The organism is Streptomyces sp. NBRC 110035 (assembly GCF_000829695.1).
GTDB lineage: Bacteria > Actinomycetota > Actinomycetes > Streptomycetales > Streptomycetaceae > Streptomyces.
In genome coordinates, this window is the sequence record NZ_BBNN01000023.1 from 163,921 (window position 1) to 183,514 (window position 19,594).

Annotated in this window: 16 protein-coding genes; 12 read left to right on the forward strand and 4 right to left on the reverse strand. The window is 73.5% G+C overall.

Annotated features, from left to right (window positions below; all coding sequences use genetic code 11):
- The first annotated feature begins 129 nt into the window (after nucleotides 1–129).
- Genes TU30_RS13660 through TU30_RS13675 form a run of 4 tightly spaced genes read left to right on the forward strand, consistent with a single transcriptional unit; the run spans nucleotide 130 to nucleotide 4,257 of the window.
- Nucleotides 130–1,308, forward strand: coding sequence for an acyl-CoA dehydrogenase family protein (locus TU30_RS13660; protein ID WP_042169120.1), 1,179 nt, complete (start codon nucleotides 130–132; stop codon nucleotides 1,306–1,308).
- Between the two features lie 17 nt (nucleotides 1,309–1,325).
- A complete protein-coding gene (locus TU30_RS13665) occupies nucleotides 1,326–2,906 on the forward strand; it encodes a 4-coumarate--CoA ligase family protein (RefSeq protein WP_042169123.1) in 1,581 nt (526 codons plus the stop codon).
- On the forward strand, nucleotides 2,903–3,637 hold the full coding sequence (locus TU30_RS13670) for an enoyl-CoA hydratase family protein (RefSeq protein ID WP_042169125.1): 735 nt from the start codon (nucleotides 2,903–2,905) through the stop codon (nucleotides 3,635–3,637). Before TU30_RS13665 ends, TU30_RS13670 begins: the two co-directional genes overlap by 4 nt.
- Nucleotides 3,625–4,257 (forward strand): TetR/AcrR family transcriptional regulator, encoded by a 633-nt coding sequence (locus TU30_RS13675; RefSeq protein ID WP_042169128.1) that lies wholly within the window; start codon nucleotides 3,625–3,627, stop codon nucleotides 4,255–4,257. The genes TU30_RS13670 and TU30_RS13675 overlap by 13 nt, the downstream gene beginning before the upstream one ends.
- 322 nt (nucleotides 4,258–4,579) lie before the next feature.
- Here the strand turns inward: TU30_RS13675 and pdxH are convergent, their stop codons facing one another.
- Nucleotides 4,580–5,248 carry a pyridoxamine 5'-phosphate oxidase gene (gene pdxH, locus TU30_RS13680; RefSeq protein WP_042169339.1) on the reverse strand — a complete coding sequence of 223 codons (669 nt, stop codon included), beginning with the start codon at nucleotides 5,246–5,248 and terminating at the stop codon, nucleotides 4,580–4,582.
- A gap of 371 nt (nucleotides 5,249–5,619) precedes the next feature.
- Between pdxH and TU30_RS13685 the strand changes: the two genes are divergently transcribed.
- The gene (locus tag TU30_RS13685; protein WP_042169131.1) at nucleotides 5,620–6,726 is read left to right on the forward strand and encodes a citrate synthase 2; all 1,107 of its coding nucleotides are present in this window, start codon (nucleotides 5,620–5,622) and stop codon (nucleotides 6,724–6,726) included.
- Between the two features lie 585 nt (nucleotides 6,727–7,311).
- Nucleotides 7,312–8,724, forward strand: a complete 1,413-nt coding sequence (locus TU30_RS13690; RefSeq protein ID WP_042169133.1) for a PAS domain-containing protein — start codon at nucleotides 7,312–7,314, stop codon at nucleotides 8,722–8,724.
- A 48-nt stretch (nucleotides 8,725–8,772) separates the two neighbouring features.
- Here TU30_RS13690 and TU30_RS13695 read toward each other — a convergent pair whose 3' ends face one another.
- On the reverse strand, nucleotides 8,773–9,528 hold the full coding sequence (locus tag TU30_RS13695) for an SIS domain-containing protein (protein WP_042169136.1): 756 nt from the start codon (nucleotides 9,526–9,528) through the stop codon (nucleotides 8,773–8,775).
- A 261-nt stretch (nucleotides 9,529–9,789) separates the two neighbouring features.
- Between TU30_RS13695 and TU30_RS13700 the strand changes: the two genes are divergently transcribed.
- Entirely contained in the window at nucleotides 9,790–10,482 is a 693-nt protein-coding gene (locus TU30_RS13700; protein ID WP_042169139.1) for a metal-dependent transcriptional regulator, read from the forward strand.
- A 498-nt stretch (nucleotides 10,483–10,980) separates the two neighbouring features.
- A complete protein-coding gene (locus TU30_RS13705; protein WP_042169142.1) occupies nucleotides 10,981–11,844 on the forward strand; it encodes an alpha/beta fold hydrolase in 864 nt (287 codons plus the stop codon).
- 58 nt (nucleotides 11,845–11,902) lie between these two features.
- Here the strand turns inward: TU30_RS13705 and TU30_RS13710 are convergent, their stop codons facing one another.
- Entirely contained in the window at nucleotides 11,903–12,601 is a 699-nt protein-coding gene (locus TU30_RS13710) for a bifunctional DNA primase/polymerase (RefSeq protein WP_107068457.1), read from the reverse strand.
- 339 nt (nucleotides 12,602–12,940) lie between these two features.
- Here TU30_RS13710 and TU30_RS13715 point away from each other — a divergent pair, with 339 nt between their 5' ends.
- On the forward strand, nucleotides 12,941–14,326 hold the full coding sequence (locus TU30_RS13715) for a hypothetical protein (RefSeq protein ID WP_042169146.1): 1,386 nt from the start codon (nucleotides 12,941–12,943) through the stop codon (nucleotides 14,324–14,326).
- A gap of 283 nt (nucleotides 14,327–14,609) precedes the next feature.
- Nucleotides 14,610–16,382, forward strand: a complete 1,773-nt coding sequence (locus TU30_RS13720; RefSeq protein WP_042169148.1) for a hypothetical protein — start codon at nucleotides 14,610–14,612, stop codon at nucleotides 16,380–16,382.
- Between the two features lie 95 nt (nucleotides 16,383–16,477).
- On the opposite strand, the gene TU30_RS13725 is transcribed toward TU30_RS13720, so the two are convergent.
- On the reverse strand, nucleotides 16,478–17,794 hold the full coding sequence (locus TU30_RS13725) for an ABC transporter substrate-binding protein (RefSeq protein WP_042169150.1): 1,317 nt from the start codon (nucleotides 17,792–17,794) through the stop codon (nucleotides 16,478–16,480).
- Nucleotides 17,795–17,966: 172 nt separating this feature from the next.
- Here TU30_RS13725 and TU30_RS13730 point away from each other — a divergent pair, with 172 nt between their 5' ends.
- Together TU30_RS13730 and purU are read left to right on the forward strand one after the other, a co-directional pair.
- Entirely contained in the window at nucleotides 17,967–18,413 is a 447-nt protein-coding gene (locus TU30_RS13730) for a hypothetical protein (RefSeq protein ID WP_042169153.1), read from the forward strand.
- Between the two features lie 46 nt (nucleotides 18,414–18,459).
- Nucleotides 18,460–19,341 (forward strand): formyltetrahydrofolate deformylase, encoded by an 882-nt coding sequence (gene purU, locus TU30_RS13735; RefSeq protein ID WP_042169155.1) that lies wholly within the window; start codon nucleotides 18,460–18,462, stop codon nucleotides 19,339–19,341.
- Nucleotides 19,342–19,594 lie beyond the last annotated feature (253 nt).

Here is a 19,594-nt window from a genome sequence, read left to right on the forward strand (position 1 = left end):
GTCGCGCGGCCGCCCTCCGGGCGACGACGCCCCTTCCGCCACAGGTCCCAGGGGCGCGAACCACGCGAGGAACCACAGACCACCCGCACCCTCCACACGACGCGAAGCCCCTCCCCCTCAGGAGCGCTCATGCCCGTCATCGAATCCGAAGAGCACAAGGCCCTCCGCACGGCCGTCGCCGCCCTCGGCCACCGCTACGGCCGCGCCTACCTCACCCGCACCGTCGCCGGAGGCAGCCACCCCGCCGAACTCTGGTCGGAGGCGGCCGAGCTCGGCTACCTCGGCGTCAGCCTCCCCGAGGAGTACGGAGGCGGAGGCGGCGGCATCGCGGAACTCTCCCTCGTCCTCGAAGAGCTCGGCGCCGCCGGCTGCCCGCTCCTGCTGCTGGTCGTCTCGCCCGCCATCTGCGGCACGGTCATCGCCCGCTTCGGCACCGAGGCACAGAAGCGGGAGTGGCTGCCGGGCCTCGCCGACGGCACCCGCACCATGGCGTTCGGCATCACCGAGCCCGACGCCGGTTCCAACGCGCACCGCATCACGACCACCGCGCGCCGCGACCCCGGCACCGGCGACTGGCTGCTCACCGGCCGCAAGGTGTTCGTCTCCTGCGTCGACGTCGCCGACGCCACCCTCGTCGTCGGCCGCACCGAAACCGTGTCCGCAGAGAAGGGCCGTACCGGCCGGATCAAGCCCTGCCTGTTCATCGTCCCGCGCGACGCCGAGGGCTTCGAGCGGCGGCAGATCGACATGGAACTCAGCGCCGTCGAGAAGCAGTTCGAGCTGTTCCTCGACGACGTACGGCTGCCCGCCGACGCGCTCGTGGGCGATGAGGACGCGGGCCTGCTGCAGCTGTTCGCCGGGCTCAACCCCGAGCGGATCATGACGGCCGCCTTCGCGATCGGCATGGGACGCCACGCCCTCGTCAGGGCCGTCGAGTACGCGCGTGAGCGCACCGTGTGGAACGCCCCCATCGGCGCCCACCAGGCCGTCGCCCACCCCCTCGCCCAGGCGCACATCGACCTCGAACTCGCCCGCCTGATGATGCAGAAGGCTGCTCTGCTCCACGACACCGGCGACGACACGGGCGCGGGCGAGGCCGCCAACATGGCCAAGTACGCCGCCGCCGAGGCCTGTGTGAAGGCCGTCGACCAGGCCGTGCACACCCTCGGCGGGAACGGCCTCACGCGCGAGTTCGGCCTCGCCTCGCTGGTGACCGCCGCGCGGGTGTCCCGGATCGCCCCGGTGAGCCGGGAGATGATCCTGAACTACGTCTCCCACCAGACCCTGGGCCTGCCCAAGTCGTACTAGGCCGTCTTGGAGGAACCATGTTCCGCAGCGAGTACGCAGACGTTCCACCCGTCGAACTCCCCATCCACGAAGCCGTGTTCGCACGCGCCGCCGAGTTCGGGAGCACTCCGGCACTGATCGACGGCACCGACGGCACCACCCTCACGTACGAGCAGGCCGACCGGTTCCACCGGCGCGTGGCCGCCGCCCTCGCCGAGGCGGGCGTGCGCAAGGGCGACGTGCTCGCCCTGCACAGCCCCAACACGGTCGCCTTCCCGCTCGCCTTCTACGCGGCCACCCGCGCGGGCGCCTCGGTCACCACCATCCACCCGCTGGCCACCGCAGAGGAGTTCGGCAGGCAACTGGCGGACTCCTCGGCCCGCTGGATCGTCACCGTGTCCCCGCTGCTCCCGACCGCCCGCAGGGCGGCCGAACGCGCGGGCGGCGTCGAGGAGATCCTCGTCTGCGACAGCGCGCCCGGCCACCGCTCCCTGGTCGACATGCTGGCCTCCACCGCCCCCGAGCCGCAGGTCGCCATCGACCCCGCCGAGGACGTCGCCGTCCTGCCGTACTCCTCCGGCACCACCGGCACCCCCAAGGGCGTGATGCTCACGCACCGCCAGATCGCCACCAACCTCGCCCAGCTCGAACCGCTGATCACCGCCGGCCCCGGCGACCGCGTCCTCGCCGTGCTGCCGTTCTTCCACATCTACGGTCTGACGGCCCTGATGAACGCCCCCCTGCGCCAGGGCGCCGCCGTCGTCGTCCTGCCGCGCTTCGACCTGGAGACGTTCCTGGCGGCCGTCCAGAACCACCGCATCACCGCGCTGTACGTGGCCCCGCCCATCGTCCTGGCCCTCGCCAAGCACCCCCTGGTCGCCGCGTACGACCTCACCTCCCTGAAGTACGTCATCAGCGCCGCCGCACCCCTGGACGCGAGCCTCGCCGCCGCCTGCTCGCAGCGGCTCGGCCTGCCGTCCGTCGGCCAGGCGTACGGCATGACGGAACTGTCGCCGGGCACCCACGTCGTCCCCCTGGACGCCATGGACGACGCGCCGCCCGGCACCGTCGGCAAGCTCGTCGCCGGCACCGAGATGCGCATCGTCGCCCTCGACGACCCGGCCGGGGACCTCGGCCCCGGCGAGTCCGGCGAGATCCTCATCCGCGGTCCCCAGGTCATGAAGGGCTACCTCGGCCGCCCCGACGCCACCGCCGCGATCATCGACGGGGACGGCTGGCTGCACACCGGCGACGTCGGCCACACCGACGAGGACGGCTGGCTGTTCGTCGTCGACCGGGTCAAGGAACTCATCAAGTACAAGGGCTTCCAGGTCGCCCCCGCCGAACTCGAGGCGCTGCTCCTGACCCACCCCGGCATCGCCGACGCCGCCGTCGTCGGCGTCCACGACGACGACGGCAACGAGGTCCCGCACGCCCACGTCGTCCGCCGGCCGTCCGCCCCCGGGCTCTCCCGGAGCGAGGTCATGACGTACGTCGCCGAACACGTCGCCCCGTACAAGCGGGTCCGCCACGTCACCTTCATCGGCGCCGTCCCCCGGGCGGCCTCCGGGAAGATCCTGCGCCGCGAACTGAGGGCGCGGTCGGAGGAGCCCTCATGACCCTGATCGGCCGCAGGCGCGCGCGGGGCGTCGAGATCCTCAGCCTCGACGCCTCCGAGCGCCGCAACGCCCTGTCCGCCGCCCTCGTCGGGGAACTGGCCGACGCGCTCACCGACGCCGGCCGGGACGCCGACGTCCGCGCGGTCGTGCTCACGCACACCGGGAACACCTTCAGCGCGGGCGCCGACCTGCGCGACCCACCGACCCCCCAGGCGCTGACCGGCCTGCTGCGGCACATCGTCGAACTCCCGAAACCGGTCGTCGCGCGGGTCACCGGGCACGTCCGCGCGGGCGGCCTCGGCCTGCTCGGCGCCTGCGACGTCGCCGCCGCCTCGGACACGGCCACGTTCGCCTTCACCGAGGTCCGCATCGGGGTCGCCCCGGCCGTCGTCTCCCTGCCGCTGCTGCCCCGCGCCGACCCGCGTGCGCTGGCCCGCTACTCCCTCACCGGGGAGCGCTTCGACGCCGCCGAAGCCGTCCGCGCCGGCCTGCTCACCGTGTCGGGCGAGGACGTCGACCAGGTCCTCGCCCCGGTCCTCGACGGCCTGCGCCGGGCCGCACCCGAGGCCCTGGCCGAGACGAAGCGGCTGCTCACGGCTAGGGTGCTGGAGACCTTCGACCGGGACGCCGCCGACCTGACGGCGCTCTCGGCCCGCCTCTTCGCCTCCGCCACCGCACGGGAGGGGATGACGGCCTTCCTCGAACGACGGGACCCGCAATGGGCGGTGTGAGCACGACCGGCCGCAGCGACCGCAGCGACCGTGCCGAGCGCGTTCCCAAGCAGGACCGCAGCCGGGTCACCCGGCAGCGGCTCCTGGAAGCCGCCGTGGCCTGCCTCGCCGAACACGGCTGGGCGGGCTCCACGGTCCTGGTCGTCGCCGAACGCGCGGGTGTCTCCCGGGGCGCGGCCCAGCACCACTTCCCGACCCGCGAGGACCTCTTCACGGCCGCCGTCGAGTACGTCGCCGAGGAACGCTCCACCGCCCTGCGGGCCCTCTTCCCCGACGGCACGACCGCGGGCGACCGCCGCGCGGTGGTCACCGCGCTGGTCGACCTCTACACCGGGCCCCTGTTCCGCGCCGCCCTCCACCTGTGGGTCGCCGCCTCCGACGAGGAGCAGCTGCGGCCCCGCGTGACCGAGCTGGAGTCCCGCATCGGGCGCGAGAGCCACCGCGTCGCCGTGGACCTCCTCGCCGCCGACGAGACCCGCCCCGGTGTCCGCGAGACCGTCCAGGGCCTCCTCGACATGGCCCGCGGCCTGGGCCTGGCCACCCTCCTCACCGACGACGCGGCCCGGCGCGAGCGGGTGGTACGGCAGTGGGCGGCACTGCTGGACGAGGCGCTGGGCTGAGGCACCGGGGCGAGGTGCCGGGCCGAGGCCGCCGGGACGACTCTGCTGCGCAATTCCGGGACGTCTCCGCCGAGGGGACCGCGACCTGCGACGCCCCGGTGATCGTCGCGGCCTCCCCGGTCGGTTTCTGCTGCCCGGCCGCATCGCGCAGCAGAGTCCGGGACGGCTGCAAAGATCCGGGCGGCGGCGCACGGGGTGCTCCACGGGAGCCGGCACCCGCCCTGACGCCTCCGGCAGCCGGTCCTTCGGCACGTTCCGCACGCGAACGGGTGTCCCGCGAGCCGCCCGGTCCCGGCGCGGCACCGGTGAGGTGCCCGCCCGTTCACGGGCTCAGCCGCTCCACCTTCCAGCCGCCGTCCGGCCGGGCCGTGTAGCGCAGGCGGTCGTGAAGGCGGTTCTCGCGGCCCTGCCAGAACTCGACCGCCTGCGGGACCACCCGGAAACCGCCCCAGTGCGGCGGGACCGGCACCTGCTCGCCCTCCGGGTGGCGGGCCGCCAGCTCCGCGTACGTCGCGTCCAGGTCCGCACGGTCGGCCAGCACCGACGACTGGCCGCTCGCCCACGCGCCGAGCTGCGAGCCGTGCGGGCGGGTGCGGAAGTAGGCGGCCGTCTCGTCCCGGCCGGTGCGCCGCGCGGCGCCGGTGACGATGACCTGCCGGGCCATCGGATGCCACGGGAACAGCAGCGAGACGTACGGGTTGACGGTCAGCTCGCGCCCCTTGCGGGAGTCGTAGTTCGTGTAGAACACGAACCCCTGCTCGTCGAAGTGCTTCAGCAGCACCGTGCGGGAGCTGGGCCGGCCCCGCGCGTCCGCCGTGGACACGATCATCGCGTTCGGCTCGAACAGGCCGCCGTCCGTCGCCGCCTGCTTGAACCAGCGCGCGAACTGCTCGACGGGGGTGGCGGCCAGGTCGGCCTCGGAAAGCCCCTCGGCCCGGTACTGCTTGCGCATCGAGGCGGGATCGAAGGGGGCGGAGTCTCGGGCGGTCACGTGGTCATCCTGCCGCATGAGCGGATCCCGTGGGCACGGAGTCCGCAGGTCGGTGCGGCAGGGGCCGCGCGATGCGCGCGCCGGGAGGGCCGTCCGGAATTCAGTGGCACTGAGTGCCGAAAACACTCCCCAAAACTGGCACTCAGGGATATCGTTGCTGGGCAACTGCTCCGGTTGGGTGGCCGCCGGCCGGGCATCACAGGGGTGACGTCCCGGACCGCGAGTCCTCGCGACGACGACCGCGGATCCCCCGGACGCGCACTCGCCCCAACCGGCCGACCGGTCACCGGTCGGCCGGCTCACCGACCGGCCGGCGCATGGCCGTCCCACCCACACGGCCGTCCGCCGCCCCCATCACGAGGAGCCGCCTGATGTCCGACTTCGTACCCGGGCTCGAAGGAGTCGTCGCGTTCGAAACGGAGATCGCCGAACCGGACAAGGAGGGCGGCGCACTCCGGTACCGGGGCGTCGACATCGAGAACCTGGTCGGGCACGTCTCCTTCGGGAACGTCTGGGGCCTTCTCGTCGACGGCGCCTTCAACCCCGGTCTGCCGCCCGCCGAGCCCTTCCCGATCCCCGTCCACTCCGGTGACGTCCGCGTCGACGTCCAGTCCGCGCTCGCCATGCTGGCACCGGTCTGGGGCCTGAAACCGCTGCTCGACATCGATGCCGGGCAGGCCCGCGACGACCTCGCGCGCGCCGCCGTCATGGCCCTCTCCTACGTCGCCCAGTCCGCACGCGGCCAGGGTCTGCCCATGGTCCCGCAGGGCGAGATAGACAAGGCGCGGTCCGTCGTCGAACGCTTCATGATCCGCTGGCGCGGCGAACCCGACCCCCGGCACGTCGCCGCCGTCGACGCGTACTGGACCTCCGCCGCCGAGCACGGCATGAACGCCTCCACCTTCACGGCCCGCGTCATCGCCTCCACCGGCGCGGACGTGGCCGCGGCCCTCTCGGGCGCCGTCGGCGCCATGTCGGGTCCCCTGCACGGCGGCGCGCCCTCGCGCGTCCTCGGCATGATCGAGGAGATCGAACGCACCGGAGACGCCGAGGCGTACGTGAAGGGGGCGCTCGACCGGGGCGAACGCCTCATGGGCTTCGGCCACCGCGTCTACCGCGCCGAGGACCCCCGCGCCCGCGTGCTGCGCCGCACCGCCCGCGAGCTCGGTGCCCCGCGCTTCGAGGTCGCCGAGGCGCTGGAGAAGGCCGCCCTGGCCGAGCTCCACGCCCGCCGTCCCGACCGCGTCCTGGCCACCAACGTCGAGTTCTGGGCCGCCATCGTCCTGGACTTCGCCGAGGTGCCGGCCCACATGTTCACCTCGATGTTCACCTGTGCCCGTACCGCGGGCTGGTCGGCCCACATCCTCGAGCAGAAGCGCACCGGCCGCCTGGTCCGCCCCTCCGCCCGCTACACGGGCCCCGGCAGCCGCGACCCGCACGAGATCGAGGGCTACGCGGACATGGCCGACCGGGCCTGAGCCCGGGCTCCCGGAGGCGCACGGAAACGCAGACGACCCGCGAGCCCGGCCCTCCGGAGGAGGGGCCGGCCGGACGTACCGGCGACTCGCGGGTCGGGCGACTGCGTTGGATTGGGCCGGTCGCGTGCCTCACACACGCTGGTCCGGCGCCGAACCGAGTACGGCGACGGGCTACTGGCCCGCAGCCACCTCTTCCGTCCGGTATGCGTACATCTGCCGAACCACCTCCTTTCCGGAATGCCACCACCCTAGGAAACGCCCCGCCGTCCGATCAACCGCTTTTTCGAGATATCGGCCGTTGGACGTGTCGCCGATGGTCATCTGCCGTGCGGCGGGCCGGGAGGACGGGCGGCGGGGTGCACCTTCGCCGGCCCGCGGACGAGGACCGGGACGGAGGGGGGAGGCCCGGCGGGGGAGCGGTGGCCGAGCGGCCGCCGCGCGGGAACGGGCGCGAAGTGCTGGTGGCGTACAACGATTTTCTCCATGTTGCGGGAATCCGATGTGCGCTGAGTCACGTTCACGTTGAATGATGGCAAGTGGGCGGACCGACGTGCCGTACGCAGGACGCAGCTGCAGGGGGTCCAGGTGAGTGCTTCCCGGAGTAGTGGGACCACCGACGAGGAACTGGGGCCCGACGAGCCCGGGCGGGAGAGTGCGGACGGTTCCGATCTGCTGGCCGCGTTGCTGGACGGCATGGACGCCGCCCTGTGCGCCTTCGACGCGGACGCGGTGGTGACGCACTGGAACCGCGAGGCCGAGCGCATCCTCGGGTGGACCGCGGCCGAGGCCGTGGGCCGGCAGGGCTTCGCCGGATGGGCGGTGCGCGGCGCGGACGCCGCGGAGGTCGAGGCCCGGCTGATGTCGGCCATGGAGGCCGCGGGCCGGCAGGTGCACGAGTTCGCGCTGCTGACCAAGGACGGCGGCCGGGTGCTGGTGCGGACCCAGTCCGCGGCCGTACGCGGGCCCGACGGGAGGCCGGCGGGTGTGTACTGCGCGTTCAGCGAGGTGCACACGCAGATCGACCTGGAACGGTCGATCGCGCTGAGCGAGGCGCTGCTGGCGGACGCGAGCTGGGGCGTCGTCCTCGTGGACGCCGATCTGCGGCCCGCCGTGCTGAACACGCACGCGGCGAAGGCGTTCGGCACCGGGCGCACCTCCGTGCTGGGGCGGCCGCTCGGGGAGCTGCTGTCGCGGGGCGTGGAGGAACTGGAGAGCGCGCTCACCCACGTGCTGGCCCAGGGCGCTCCGCCCGCGCCCGCCGAGATCTGGGTGAGTGTGCGGGAGCCGAAGGGCGAACGGCGGCGGTGCTGGCGGTGCGGCTTCGTGCGGCTGGCGTCGCCGCTGGCGGAGGAGCCGGTGCCGCTCGGTGTGGGCTGGCTGTTCCAGGACGTGACCGAGGCCCGGCAGAGCGAGCAGGAGGCGTCGCTGGTGCGGTTCCGGGCGCAGCAGCTGCACCGGGCGGCGCGGGCGGCGGCCGAGTGCGAGGACCCGGCGGAGGCCGTCACCGTCCATCTGGACTTCGCGCTCGCCGGATTCGCCGACCACGCGCTGATCGACCGCGTGGCGGACCGGGCGGCAGGGACGGCGGGTGAGGCGGAGGACGCGGGACGGGTCCGGCTGGTGCGGATCGCGGCCACACCGTCCGGGGCGCCGGGGCCGAGCCGGCTCGCCGGGCAGGCGGGGCTGCCGGTGCGGTACGGCCCGGGCCATCCCGCCCTGCGGTGCGTCGAGCGGGCCGGCTCCGTACGGGCCGACGCGGGGGCGGTGGCGGCATCGGAGGCGCGCGCGTGGGCGGTGTCCCGGCAGTGGCCGGAGGACGCGGCGCACGCCCTGTGCACGGTGCTGCGCAGCCGCGGCCGGACGCTCGGCGCCGTGACGTTTCTGCGCGGCCCGGGACGCAACGCCTTCGAACGGCCCGACGCGATGTACGCGGAGGACGTGGCCCTCCGCATCGCCACCGCCCTGGACCTGGCGGGGGTGACCGGGCAGCGGGAGTGACGGCGGGATCCGGTGCCGGAATTCGGCGCGGGAATCCGGCGCGGGGATTCAGCGCCGGTAGAAGATCCGGTCGGCGTACCGCTCCATGATGCGGCCGTTCCATTCGTGGCCGCCGTCGACATTGCCGGAGCGCAGGAGGGGCGGCTCGATGCCGCGGTCGGCCAGGGTGGCGGCCGCGGTGGCCATGACCGCCTGGAGGAGGGCCGTGGTGACGACGGTGGAGGCGGGGGCGAAGGGGGCGGGCACGTTGTCCAGGGTCAGCTCCGCGTCGCCCACCGCGATCTTGGAGTCCAGGACGAGATCGCAGTGGTCCTTGAGGTAGGTCCCCGACGCGTGCCGGGACGTCGTCTCCGTCGCGTACGCCACCGAGGTCACGCCGATGACCTTCAGGCCCAGGGCGCGCGCTTTCACGGCCATCTCCACGGGCAGCGCGTTGCGCCCGGACAGGGAGACGATCACCAGCGCGTCGCCCGCGCGGGCCGGGGACGAGTCGAGCACGGCGCCCGCGAGCCCGTCGACGCGCTCGAGGGCCGAGCCGAGGGTGGCCGGCATCACGTCGACGCCGACGGCGCCCGGGACGGCGAGCAGGTTCATCAGGGCGAGTCCGCCCGCGCGGTAGACGACGTCCTGCGCGGCGAGCGAGGAGTGGCCGGCACCGAAGGCGAAGAGGCGTCCGCCGCCCGAGACCGTGTCGGCGAGCAGGGCGCCCGCTGCCGCGACGGAGTCGGCCTCCTCGTCGCGGACCCGGTGCAGCAGGTCGATCGCGGCGTCGAGGAACCGGCCGGCGGGCGTACGGTCGCTCATACGGCATCCCTTCGGGGTGGACTGCTGCCGATCACCGTGCGGTCCGGACCAGTGCCGTGTCAACGGGGCGGCCCGAGGGGCCGGGAAGCCCTTCGCGGCGGCCCCGTACCACCCGGTACCACCCGGTACGTGCCTTTCGTTTCCGCGGTGCGCCTCGGTTGTCGTCGCCATGCGTCAGAATTGAGTCCAGGGCCAGCGCATGCGCCGGTGAGCCGTCCAGCCTCCGGCAGAGCCAATCGCAGATCTCATCGAGGGGCACGTATGTCCGGACTGATCGACACCACGGAGATGTATCTCCGCACCATCCTCGAGCTGGAGGAGGAAGGCGTGGTCCCCATGCGCGCCCGGATCGCGGAGCGGCTCGACCAGAGCGGGCCGACGGTCAGCCAGACGGTGGCGCGGATGGAGCGTGACGGCCTGGTGTCCGTCGCGGCCGACCGGCACCTGGAGTTCACCGACGAGGGCCGCCGGCTCGCCACCCGCGTGATGCGCAAGCACCGCCTCGCCGAGTGCCTGCTCGTCGACGTGATCGGCCTGGAGTGGGAGCAGGTGCACGCCGAGGCCTGCCGCTGGGAGCACGTGATGAGCGAGGCCGTCGAGCGCCGTGTGCTGGAGCTGCTGCGGCACCCCACCGAGTCGCCCTACGGCAACCCGATCCCGGGCCTGGAGGAGCTGGGCGAGAAGGACGGCGCCGACCCGTTCCTGGACGAGGGCATGGTGTCCCTGGCCGAACTCGACCCCGGTGCCGAGGGCAAGACGGTCGTGGTGCGCCGTATCGGCGAGCCGATCCAGACGGACGCGCAGCTGATGTACACGCTGCGTCGGGCGGGCGTCCAGCCCGGTTCGGTGGTCAGCGTGACGGAGTCGGCGGGCGGTGTGCTGGTGGGCAGCAGCGGTGAGGCGGCCGAGCTGGAGAAGGACGTCGCCTCGCACGTGTTCGTCGCCAAGCCGTAGTCGTGTCCGCGTCCGGTCGACTCGACCGGCGCGGAGGGACGTTGCGGCGACGGTGCGATCGCGCCGAATCCGGGATTGAGTGCGCCGAAGCGCAGCGCCCGGCCGGTTCGCGTGCGAGGCTGTCGCGTGAGGCATATGACCTGAGGGGCTCTTGGCCGGGCCGGCGACGCTGTCCCCCGGCCGGGGAGGGCGGGAGGATGTGCCGTTGCCACGTGAGGAGCCCCGGCGCCGCACGGCGCCGGGGCCTGTCCTCCCCTGTGCTGACCCGGAGCCCCGAGCTCCCAGGGTCATTCCCTGCGGACCGGTTTCCCCGAGTGGTCCGCCTCCCGTTGAAGATCTCCCCCCGGCCGCGGCGGTCAATCCTCGAACAGGGTCACTCGAACGAGGGGTTCTGGCGGCTGGAACCGCATTCTCGAAAGCGCATTCGATAATCTGTGGGGCGGCAACAGCAGGCAGGGCAAGCAGCACGGCAGGCAGCGAGCTGGGGGTGCCAAGACGATGGCGCGACGCATCGACGTGACAGGGGCGGACGGCGTACGTCTCGCCGCCTGGGAGTTCGGCGACCCGCCCAAGACCGGCAGCGACCCGACGGAGCGCACGAGCGTGCTGTTACTCCACGGGCTCATGGGCCGCGCCTCGCACTGGGCGGCCACCGCCCGCTGGCTCTCCGCGCGGTACCGGGCGGTCGCCCTCGACCAGCGCGGCCACGGCCGCAGCGACAAACCCGCACAGGCCTCGTTCACCCGGGACGCCTACGTCGACGACACCGAGGCCGCCCTCGAGCAGCTGGGCCTCGGCCCGGCCGTCCTCATCGGCCACGCCATGGGCGCGCTCACCGCCTGGCAGCTGGCCGCCAAACGCCCCGACCTGGTGCGCGGGGTGATCATCTGTGACATGCGGGCCTCCGCGCTCGGGGCCGCCTCGCAGCGCGAGTGGGCGCAGTGGTTCAAGGCCTGGCCCGTCCCGTTCGCCACGCTCGCCGACGTCCGCAAGTGGTTCGGCGAGGACGACCCGTGGGTGGAGCGCCCGAACCCGGCCCGCGGCGAGTTCTACGCCGAGGTGATGGCCGAGTCCCCGGACGGCTGGCGGCCGGTCTTCGACCCCGGCCAGATGCTCCGCTCCCGCGAGACCTGGGTGTACGACGCGCACTGGGAGGAGCTGGCCCAGGTGCGGTGCCCGACCCTGGTGGTCCGCGGCCTCGACGGCGAACTGGGCCGTGCGGAGGCCCAGGAGATGGTCCGCGTCCTGCCCCGCGGCCGGTACGCGGAGGTGACCGACGCCGGCCACCTCGTCCACTACGACCGGCCCGACGCCTGGCGCACGGCCATCGAACCGTTCCTCGAGTCCCTCCAGGACACCTGAGCCCCGCCGCCCCCGGTCCTGCCGTTCCCGCCGGTCCTGCCTACCGTTCCCGCCGGTCCTACCGCTCCCGCCGCTCCCGCCGCTCCCGGCGGTCCTGTCGGTCGCGGCCGCACGCGTACGCCAGCGCCGGGATCAGCTCCGCGGCGTCCGGAAGCCACTGGTTCGCCGGTGTCGGCCTGCTGGCCCACTGCACGGCCCCCTTGGACCCGAACCGGGTGGGCGGGGCCGCCACGTACGTCCCCTCGCCCCGCACGGTCAGGTCGAGCGGGGACAGCGACCAGCCCAGGGAACGGATCAGGGCCGGCACCTTCGCGGCGGCGCCGGGGATCACGAAGAACTCCATGCGCCGGGCGGGCGTCAGGATCACCGGACCGAGCGCCAGCTCCCTCCGCTCCATCCGGGCCAGCGCCAGGAACCCGGCCGTCTCGGGGACGGAGATCGTGTCGAAGGAGTGGCCGGTGGGCAGCAGGATCGAGGCCGTCGGCCGCATCTGCCACATGCGGCGGACGGCGCTCGCACTGCCGGTCACCTGGCCCGCCCAGTCGGAGCGCGCCGGGTGTGCGCCGGGTGCCGGGCACTCGACGACACCGCACGAGCAGCGGTGCACCCCGTCGACGGCCTCCAGCCAGGTGCCCGGAAACACGTCCCAGTGCCGCTCCTCGGTATAGCGAACCGCGGTGTCCAGCAGGGTTTCCCCGCGCTGCTTCGGGATCTGTCCGGCATCGGTGCCGGGGATCGTCTCTTCCACGACGAACACAACTACGTCCGCCACCAGGGGTTACGCCCGCGCCCGTGTGCGGGGGAGGGGCACCTGCCCGTGGTCGGGGCGCATGGGTGCATGTGCGGGGGCGCGCGTGAGGATCGGTGTCCGCGGGCGGGTAGCCAAGGGTGGGCGGCCGGGAGGGGGCCGGCATCCGCCGTTACCCCGTCAATTCGTACATGCCTCGCATCTTCGGCACCTCGGTGGGGCATTGATCTTCCCGGTCGGAACTTTCGTCCCTTCACGAGGGGAGTGGTCGGGGGACGGGCGGGGCCGGCCGCCGAAGACACGTCAACTCGGTGCGCGGGCAGGCACCGCAGCCTCAGGGGGTATGCCATGGCCGCAAGGCCTCTCGTCGCGCGGCAGCCGAACGAACGACTGCAGGCGCTCATCCAGGAAGCCGGTTGCTCCAACGCCGGGCTGGCCCGCAGGGTCAACATGTGCGGTGCCGAACACGGCCTCGACCTGCGGTACGACAAGACGTCGGTGGCCCGCTGGCTGCGCGGACAGCAGCCGCGGGGCCGGGCACCGATGATCATCGCGGAGGCGCTCGGACGCAAGCTGGGCCGTACGGTCACGATCGACGAGATCGGGATGGCCAACGGCAAGAACCTCGCGTCGGGTGTCGGTCTCCAGTTCTCGCCGACGGTACTGGGGGCCATAGAGCAGGTCTGCGAGCTGTGGCGCAGCGACGTGGGCCGGCGGGACTTCCTGTCCGGCTCCTCCGTCGCCGCGTCCGCGCTGGTGGAGCCGAGCCGGGACTGGCTGATCTCCGCCCCCGACCCGCAGGTCGCCCGCTCGGCGGGGCCGCGGGTCGGGCGCTCCGACGTGGCGGCCGTGCGGGCCATGACGCAGTCCCTGGTGGACCTGGACCACCAGTACGGCAGCGGGCACGTGCGCCCGGTCGTCGTGCACTACCTCAACAGCGTCGTCTCCGGGCTGCTCGCCGGCTCGTACCGGGAGGCCGTGGGACGCGAGTTGTTCGCGGCGGTCGCCCGGCTGACCGAACTGGCCGGGTACATGGCCGTCGACACCGGGCAACCGGGCCTCGCCCAGCGCTACTACATCCAGGCGCTGCGGCTGGCCCAGGCGGCCGGCGACCGGGGGTACGGCGGGTACGTGCTCGCCGCCTCCATGAGCCATCTGGCCGCGGAGCTCGGAAACCCGCGCGAGATCGCGCAGTTGGCGCGGGCGGCCCAGGAGGGCGCGCGCGGGAGGGCAACCCCCCGTGCGGAGGCCATGTTCCGAGCCGCGGAGGCACGCGGACACGCGCTGACGGGCGACGCGCGGGCCGCGCAGGAAGCGGCCGGGCGCGCGATCAGCGCCATGGAGGCGGCCGACCCGGCCTCGGGGGACGACCCCGTGTGGATCGCACACTTCGACACGGCCTACCTGGCCGACGAACTGGCGCACTGCCACCGGGACCTGGGCCAGGCCGAGGCCGCCGCGCGGTGCGCGCGCGAGTCCCTGGACGGGCATCCCGAGTCGCGGGCGCGGCGCCGGGCGATCGGCTATGTGCTGCTCGCCACGGCGCAGGTGCAGCAGCGGGAGGTCGAACAGGCCTGCAGCACGGGCCTGAAGGCGGTGGAACTGCTCGACGGGCTCAGGTCCGACCGGGGCGCCGAGTACCTGGAGGACTTCCAGCAGCGGCTGGAGCCGTATCAGGAGGAGCCGGTGGTGAGGGAGTTCGGCGCGCGGATGGCCCTGCCCGCGGCGGCGTGAGCGCGGCGGGGACGCTGCGCGGGCCAGGTGGGGCACCGCAGGGGCGCGACCGGGCGCCGGCCGCCGGGTTCACCCGGCGGCCGGCGCCGGGTGAACGTGCGGACACAGGGGAGTTGACGCGGAAGCGGAGCGGAGGAGGTGACATGAACAGCGTGCGGTGACCCGGTTCTGTTACCGCGCTCACAGGGCATGAGGTCAGGCCCTGTGCTGCGTGGCACCGGGCTCCCGGGACCCGGTAGCGTGAGCCGACGATCCACAAGGTTCCCCATGGGTAGGAGTCCCGGTGACGCAGAGTGGACAGGGCGAGGAGCCCTCGGCGCGCCCCGCGCGCGAAGGCATCGTGCTGCCCTCCGACGGCGGCGAGCCCCTGCTGCCCGGCATGACGGGCCCTCCGGCCGGTCCGGTCGCGCCGGGCGGCACGGAGGCGGGCGCCCGCCCGCCCGGCGGCCAGACCTGGGGCACGCCGTGGGGGCCCGAGCAGCAGACGCCGCCCGCGCCGCAGCCGCCGTCCGGCCAGGAGTGGCAGTCGCCGCCGCCCGCCCAGCAGTGGGGCGCGCAGGAACCGGCCCCCTGGGACGCGCGGGGTCCGGCCGCGGGTCAGCAGGGTCCGGGCCCGCTGCCGCCCGAAGGCGCGCAGGCCCCGGTCCACGGCGCGACCCACGGCGGCCACTCCTCGTACGACCCGGCGTACGGCCCGACGTACGACCAGAGCGCCGGCGGTCCCTCCGCGCCGATGCCGCCGCAGGCCACCGGCCGGGAAGCCGGCCACGGCGGGCACCGGAGCGGTGACGCCTACGGCTCCGCCCCCGAAGGGACGGACGGTTACGGACAGCAGGGCGGCGGCGCTGCGCTGCCGCCGCAGCGGGGTTCCGGGTACGGCGCCCCCGCCGGCGGGTACGGTTCCGGCGGGGCGGGCGCGCTGCCCGACGGGTCGGAGGGGGCCACCCAGTTCATGCCGCCGGTGCCCGCCGCCCCCGTGGACGAGGGCGCGACCCAGTTCATACCCCCGGTGGGCCCGGGAGCGCTGCCTCCCGAGATGCCCGCCGCACACGACTCCGAATCGACCCGGTACCTGGGCCTGCCCGCCCAGGGGCAGGCCGGCCGGGCCGGCGGACCGCCACCGCCCGCGGGCAACCCCGACGCCGAGGCCACCCAGTTCATGGCGCCGGTGACCGACGGGCCCCAGGGCACGCCGTACGGTGCCGCGCCCGGTGTCCCCGCCGAGGAAGGGAACCGGCAGCCGCCCGCCGAGTTCGACAACCTCTTCCGTGCCTCCGGCGGCGAGGAACCGGCCGGGTCCACCCAGCAGATGCCCCGCGTCGAGCACCAGCGGCCACCCGCCTCTCCGCAGGCCGGGCACGGCAGCGGCGGCGGCCGGCGTGCCGCCCGCGAGAACGACGGCGGCGGCCGGGGCGGCCGTACGGGGTCGAAGGTGCCGCTGATCGCGGCGGTCGGCGTCGGTCTCGTCGTGCTCGGTGTCGGGGCGGGCGCCCTGCTCGGCGGTGGGGGCGACGACGGCGACGCCAAGGAGACGGTCTCCGCCACCGCGCCCGCGAGCGGGGCGCCGTCGGCCGAACCGTCCGCCGAGCCGTCCGTCGACCCGGTCCGGCAGCAGGCCGTCGAGCTGGACAAGCTGCTGGCCCACAGCGGCGACAGCCGGTCCGCCGTGATCAACGCGGTGGAGGACGTGAAGGCCTGCAAGGACCTCCAGCAGGCGGCCAAGGACCTGCGGGAGGCGGCCGGGCAGCGCAACCAGCTCGTCACCGACCTGTCCGCGCTCTCGGTGGACGAGCTGCCCGAGCACGCGGCGCTGACCGCCGCACTCACCAAGGCGTGGCAGGCGTCGGCGTCGGCCGACAACCACTACGCGGCCTGGGCCGACCAGACCGCGGGCAAGAAGGGCTGCAAGAAGGGCCAGGCCCGTTCGACCGGCGAGACCGCGGCCGCCACCAAGGCCAGTGGCACCGCGACCGCCGAGAAGACCAAGGCCGCCGAGCTGTGGAACGCGATCGCCAAGCAGCACGGTCTGACCGAACGGCAGCCGACCCAGCTGTGACCGGCCCGGGTCCGGCCGGCGGCGGGCGATGACCGGCGACCGCTGACGCGCGCCGACCGGGCGGACGTCCTGTCCCGGGCCTCCTGTCCCGGACGTCAGGCCAGATCGGCGTTCCGCAGCGTGTCCGTCACGTCGATGAAGCCGTCGCGGCCGGACACGAGCCGGCCGTCCTCGACCTCTTGGAAGGTCACGTGGGCGTTGACCAGCCGGGGGAAGCCGACGGCGGCCAGCTTGTCCTGGAACCGCCAGCGCAGGCTGGGGGTGAGCCCGCCCGTCTCGACCTTCAGCCCGTCGTCCAGCGTCCGGGTCACGGTGTCGGCGCTGACCTCGCCGTCGCCGATCGACTCGACGACCTGCCGGAACACCGTGTAGGCGATCCAGGTGGTCTGCACACCGGCGTCGGCGGGGTCGATCCGGTTGTCGCCGAACGCCTCCTTCCTGATGACGTCCTTCATCGGGTCCCAGAGCTCGTCGCTCGACGCCGGGTACCAGCCGGTGACGTACGACCCCTCGTACGGGCCCGACGCTCCGCCGGTCGTGTTGACCGTCGTCTGGTCGACGCTGCCCAGCACGGTTGCGGTGCGCACGTCCGGGTAGTCGGCGCGGGCACGGCGGAAGGAGTCCATGAAGGTGCTGGTGCGGTCCCCGAGCGCGGGCACCACGCAGCCCTCGCCCTTCGGGCCGGCGGTGCTGGTCTCCAGGGCCTGCTTCGCCTGCCCGCCGTACTCGGTGGCCTCCTCCGCCGCCCGCTGGTCCGCGGTCGGCTCGTGGCCGCCCGCGGACAGGCCCGAGTCGAGCAGCGGGGGCAGCTGGTCGCCCGCGATGGTGTCCGGCCGGATCAGGGTGACCGGCCCGCAGACGTCGGCGAGGGCGCGGCCGAGGCCCGCCAGCAGCGCCGGCTGACCGCCGTTGACGGGATAGGACAGCGGGCTGGTGAACTCGTCGGTGGTGATGCCGTAGCCGCCGATGTACGGGATGCCGGCGCCCTCGAGGGTCGGCAGGAACGCGTCGGCGTGCTGGCTGTACGAGCCGACCACCGCGACGGCTTTCTCCTTGACGGCGGTCCTGGCGCACCGCGAGGCGGACACGCTGTCGTTGTGCTCGTTGCAGGTGATCACGGCGAGCTCGCGGCCGTTGATGCCGCCGCCGGCGTTCACCCAGCTCGCGTACGCCCGGGCGAAAGCCGGCATGCCGGGCTTGTTGGTGGCGCTGGTCTTCTCGGGTGCCCAGGTCATGACGGTGATCGGTTCGTCGTCGGCGCCTCCCTGGCCGGGGACGACTCCGCATCCGGCGGTCAGCATCGCCGCCGCCAGTGCGCCCGCGGTCAGGGTGCCGGCCCTGGACGGCCGGGGGCCGCGGCGGGGGAGCGGGATGCTGCGGATACGGCTGCGGTTGCGTGGACTGCCGGTCATGTTTACGCACGATTCCCCCACATCGCCAACCAGGGGGTTGCCTGCCGTCAATGAATGGTGACACAGAGGTGAATTACCGGGTCCGGTGTGACCGGTGGCGGGGCGAAACGTACGATCGACGACCGTGCAAGGTTCGGAGAACTCTTCCCGTCGCGGCCGTCGCTCCCTCACCATGGGCGGCATGCCACTCAACGACATGCCATGGTGGCGCTGGCGCAGCAATGTGCGCTCCGCGCTGCACATGCTTTCCGACCCCGAGTTCCAGCACGGCGTCTGGCTGACCGGGGTGGACGGCTACGGCGACGTCACCGACGCGGTCTACCGGCTGGTCGAGGACACCTGGCTGGACAACTGGTCCGCCGAGAAGTACGTGGGCACGATCTTCCGCGACTCCCAGGAGGCGGCGCTCGTGGACACCGCGGTGCTGCGCGTGCTGCGGATCATGCACCAGGTCGGTCCGGACGCGCCGGTGACCGCCTACCTCGAGCACGAGGGGTGGCCGGAAGCGGTGCGCGCCGCGCGGGACGCGCACGTACGGCTGGCGACCAGTGACGGGGAGGACCCCGACACTCCGCCGCAGACCCTCGAGGCGCTGAGCATCCTGACCCGGTCCGCGTAGCGGGACGGCCGCACGGCCCGGAGTCGCGTATGGGACCCTTTTCCGCATGAGTGAGCAGCCAGCCCGAGCAGAGGCCCCGGCCGACCAGTACGTTCTGACCCTGTCCTGCCCCGACAAGCAGGGCATCGTGCACGCCGTGTCCAGCTACCTGTTCATGACCGGTTGCAACATCGAGGACAGCCAGCAGTTCGGCGACCACGACACCGGGCTGTTCTTCATGCGGGTCCACTTCTCCGCGGAGGCCCCGGTGACGGTGGAGAAGCTGCGGGCGAGCTTCACGGCGATCGGTGACGCGTTCCGGATGGACTGGCGGATAAGCCGCGCCGACGAGAAGATGCGCATCGTCCTGATGGTCAGCAGGTTCGGGCACTGCCTGAACGACCTGCTGTTCCGCGCCCGGACCGGCGCGCTGCCGGTGGAGATCGCCGCAGTGGTGTCCAACCACACCGACTTCGCCGAACTGGTGGCTTCGTACAACATCCCCTTCCACCACATTCCGGTGACGAAGGACACCAAGGTCCAGGCCGAGGCGAGGCTGCTGGACGTCGTGCGCGAGGAGGGCGTCGAACTCGTCGTGCTCGCCCGCTACATGCAGGTCCTCTCGGACGACCTGTGCAAGCAGCTCTCCGGGCAGATCATCAACATCCACCACTCCTTCCTGCCGAGCTTCAAGGGCGCGAAGCCGTACCACCAGGCGCACGCCCGGGGCGTGAAGCTGATCGGTGCCACCGCGCACTACGTCACCGCCGACCTCGACGAGGGCCCGATCATCGAGCAGGAGGTCGAGCGGGTGGGCCACGACGTCACCCCCGACCAGCTCGTCGCCGTCGGCCGCGACGTCGAGTGCCAGGCGCTCGCCCGTGCCGTGAAGTGGCACGCGGAACGCCGCATCCTGCTGAACGGACGTCGGACGGTCGTCTTCACCTGAGGCCCGCCCGCCACGATCCACCGGGCGGTCCCCGGTCTCCGGCGGGTCCTGGGCTTCGACGGGTCCTGGTTCCGGGCGGACCCTGGGCTTCGGCGGGTCCTGGTTCCGGACGTGTTCCGGTCTCTGGCGGGCCCCGGTCTCTGGCGGTCCCCGGCCCTCGGCTGGCCCTGGTTCCGGGTTGGTCCTGGGCTTCGGCTGGCCCCGGTCCCGGGCGGACCCCGGCCCCGGCGGGCCCGGTTCCGGGCAGCCCTTG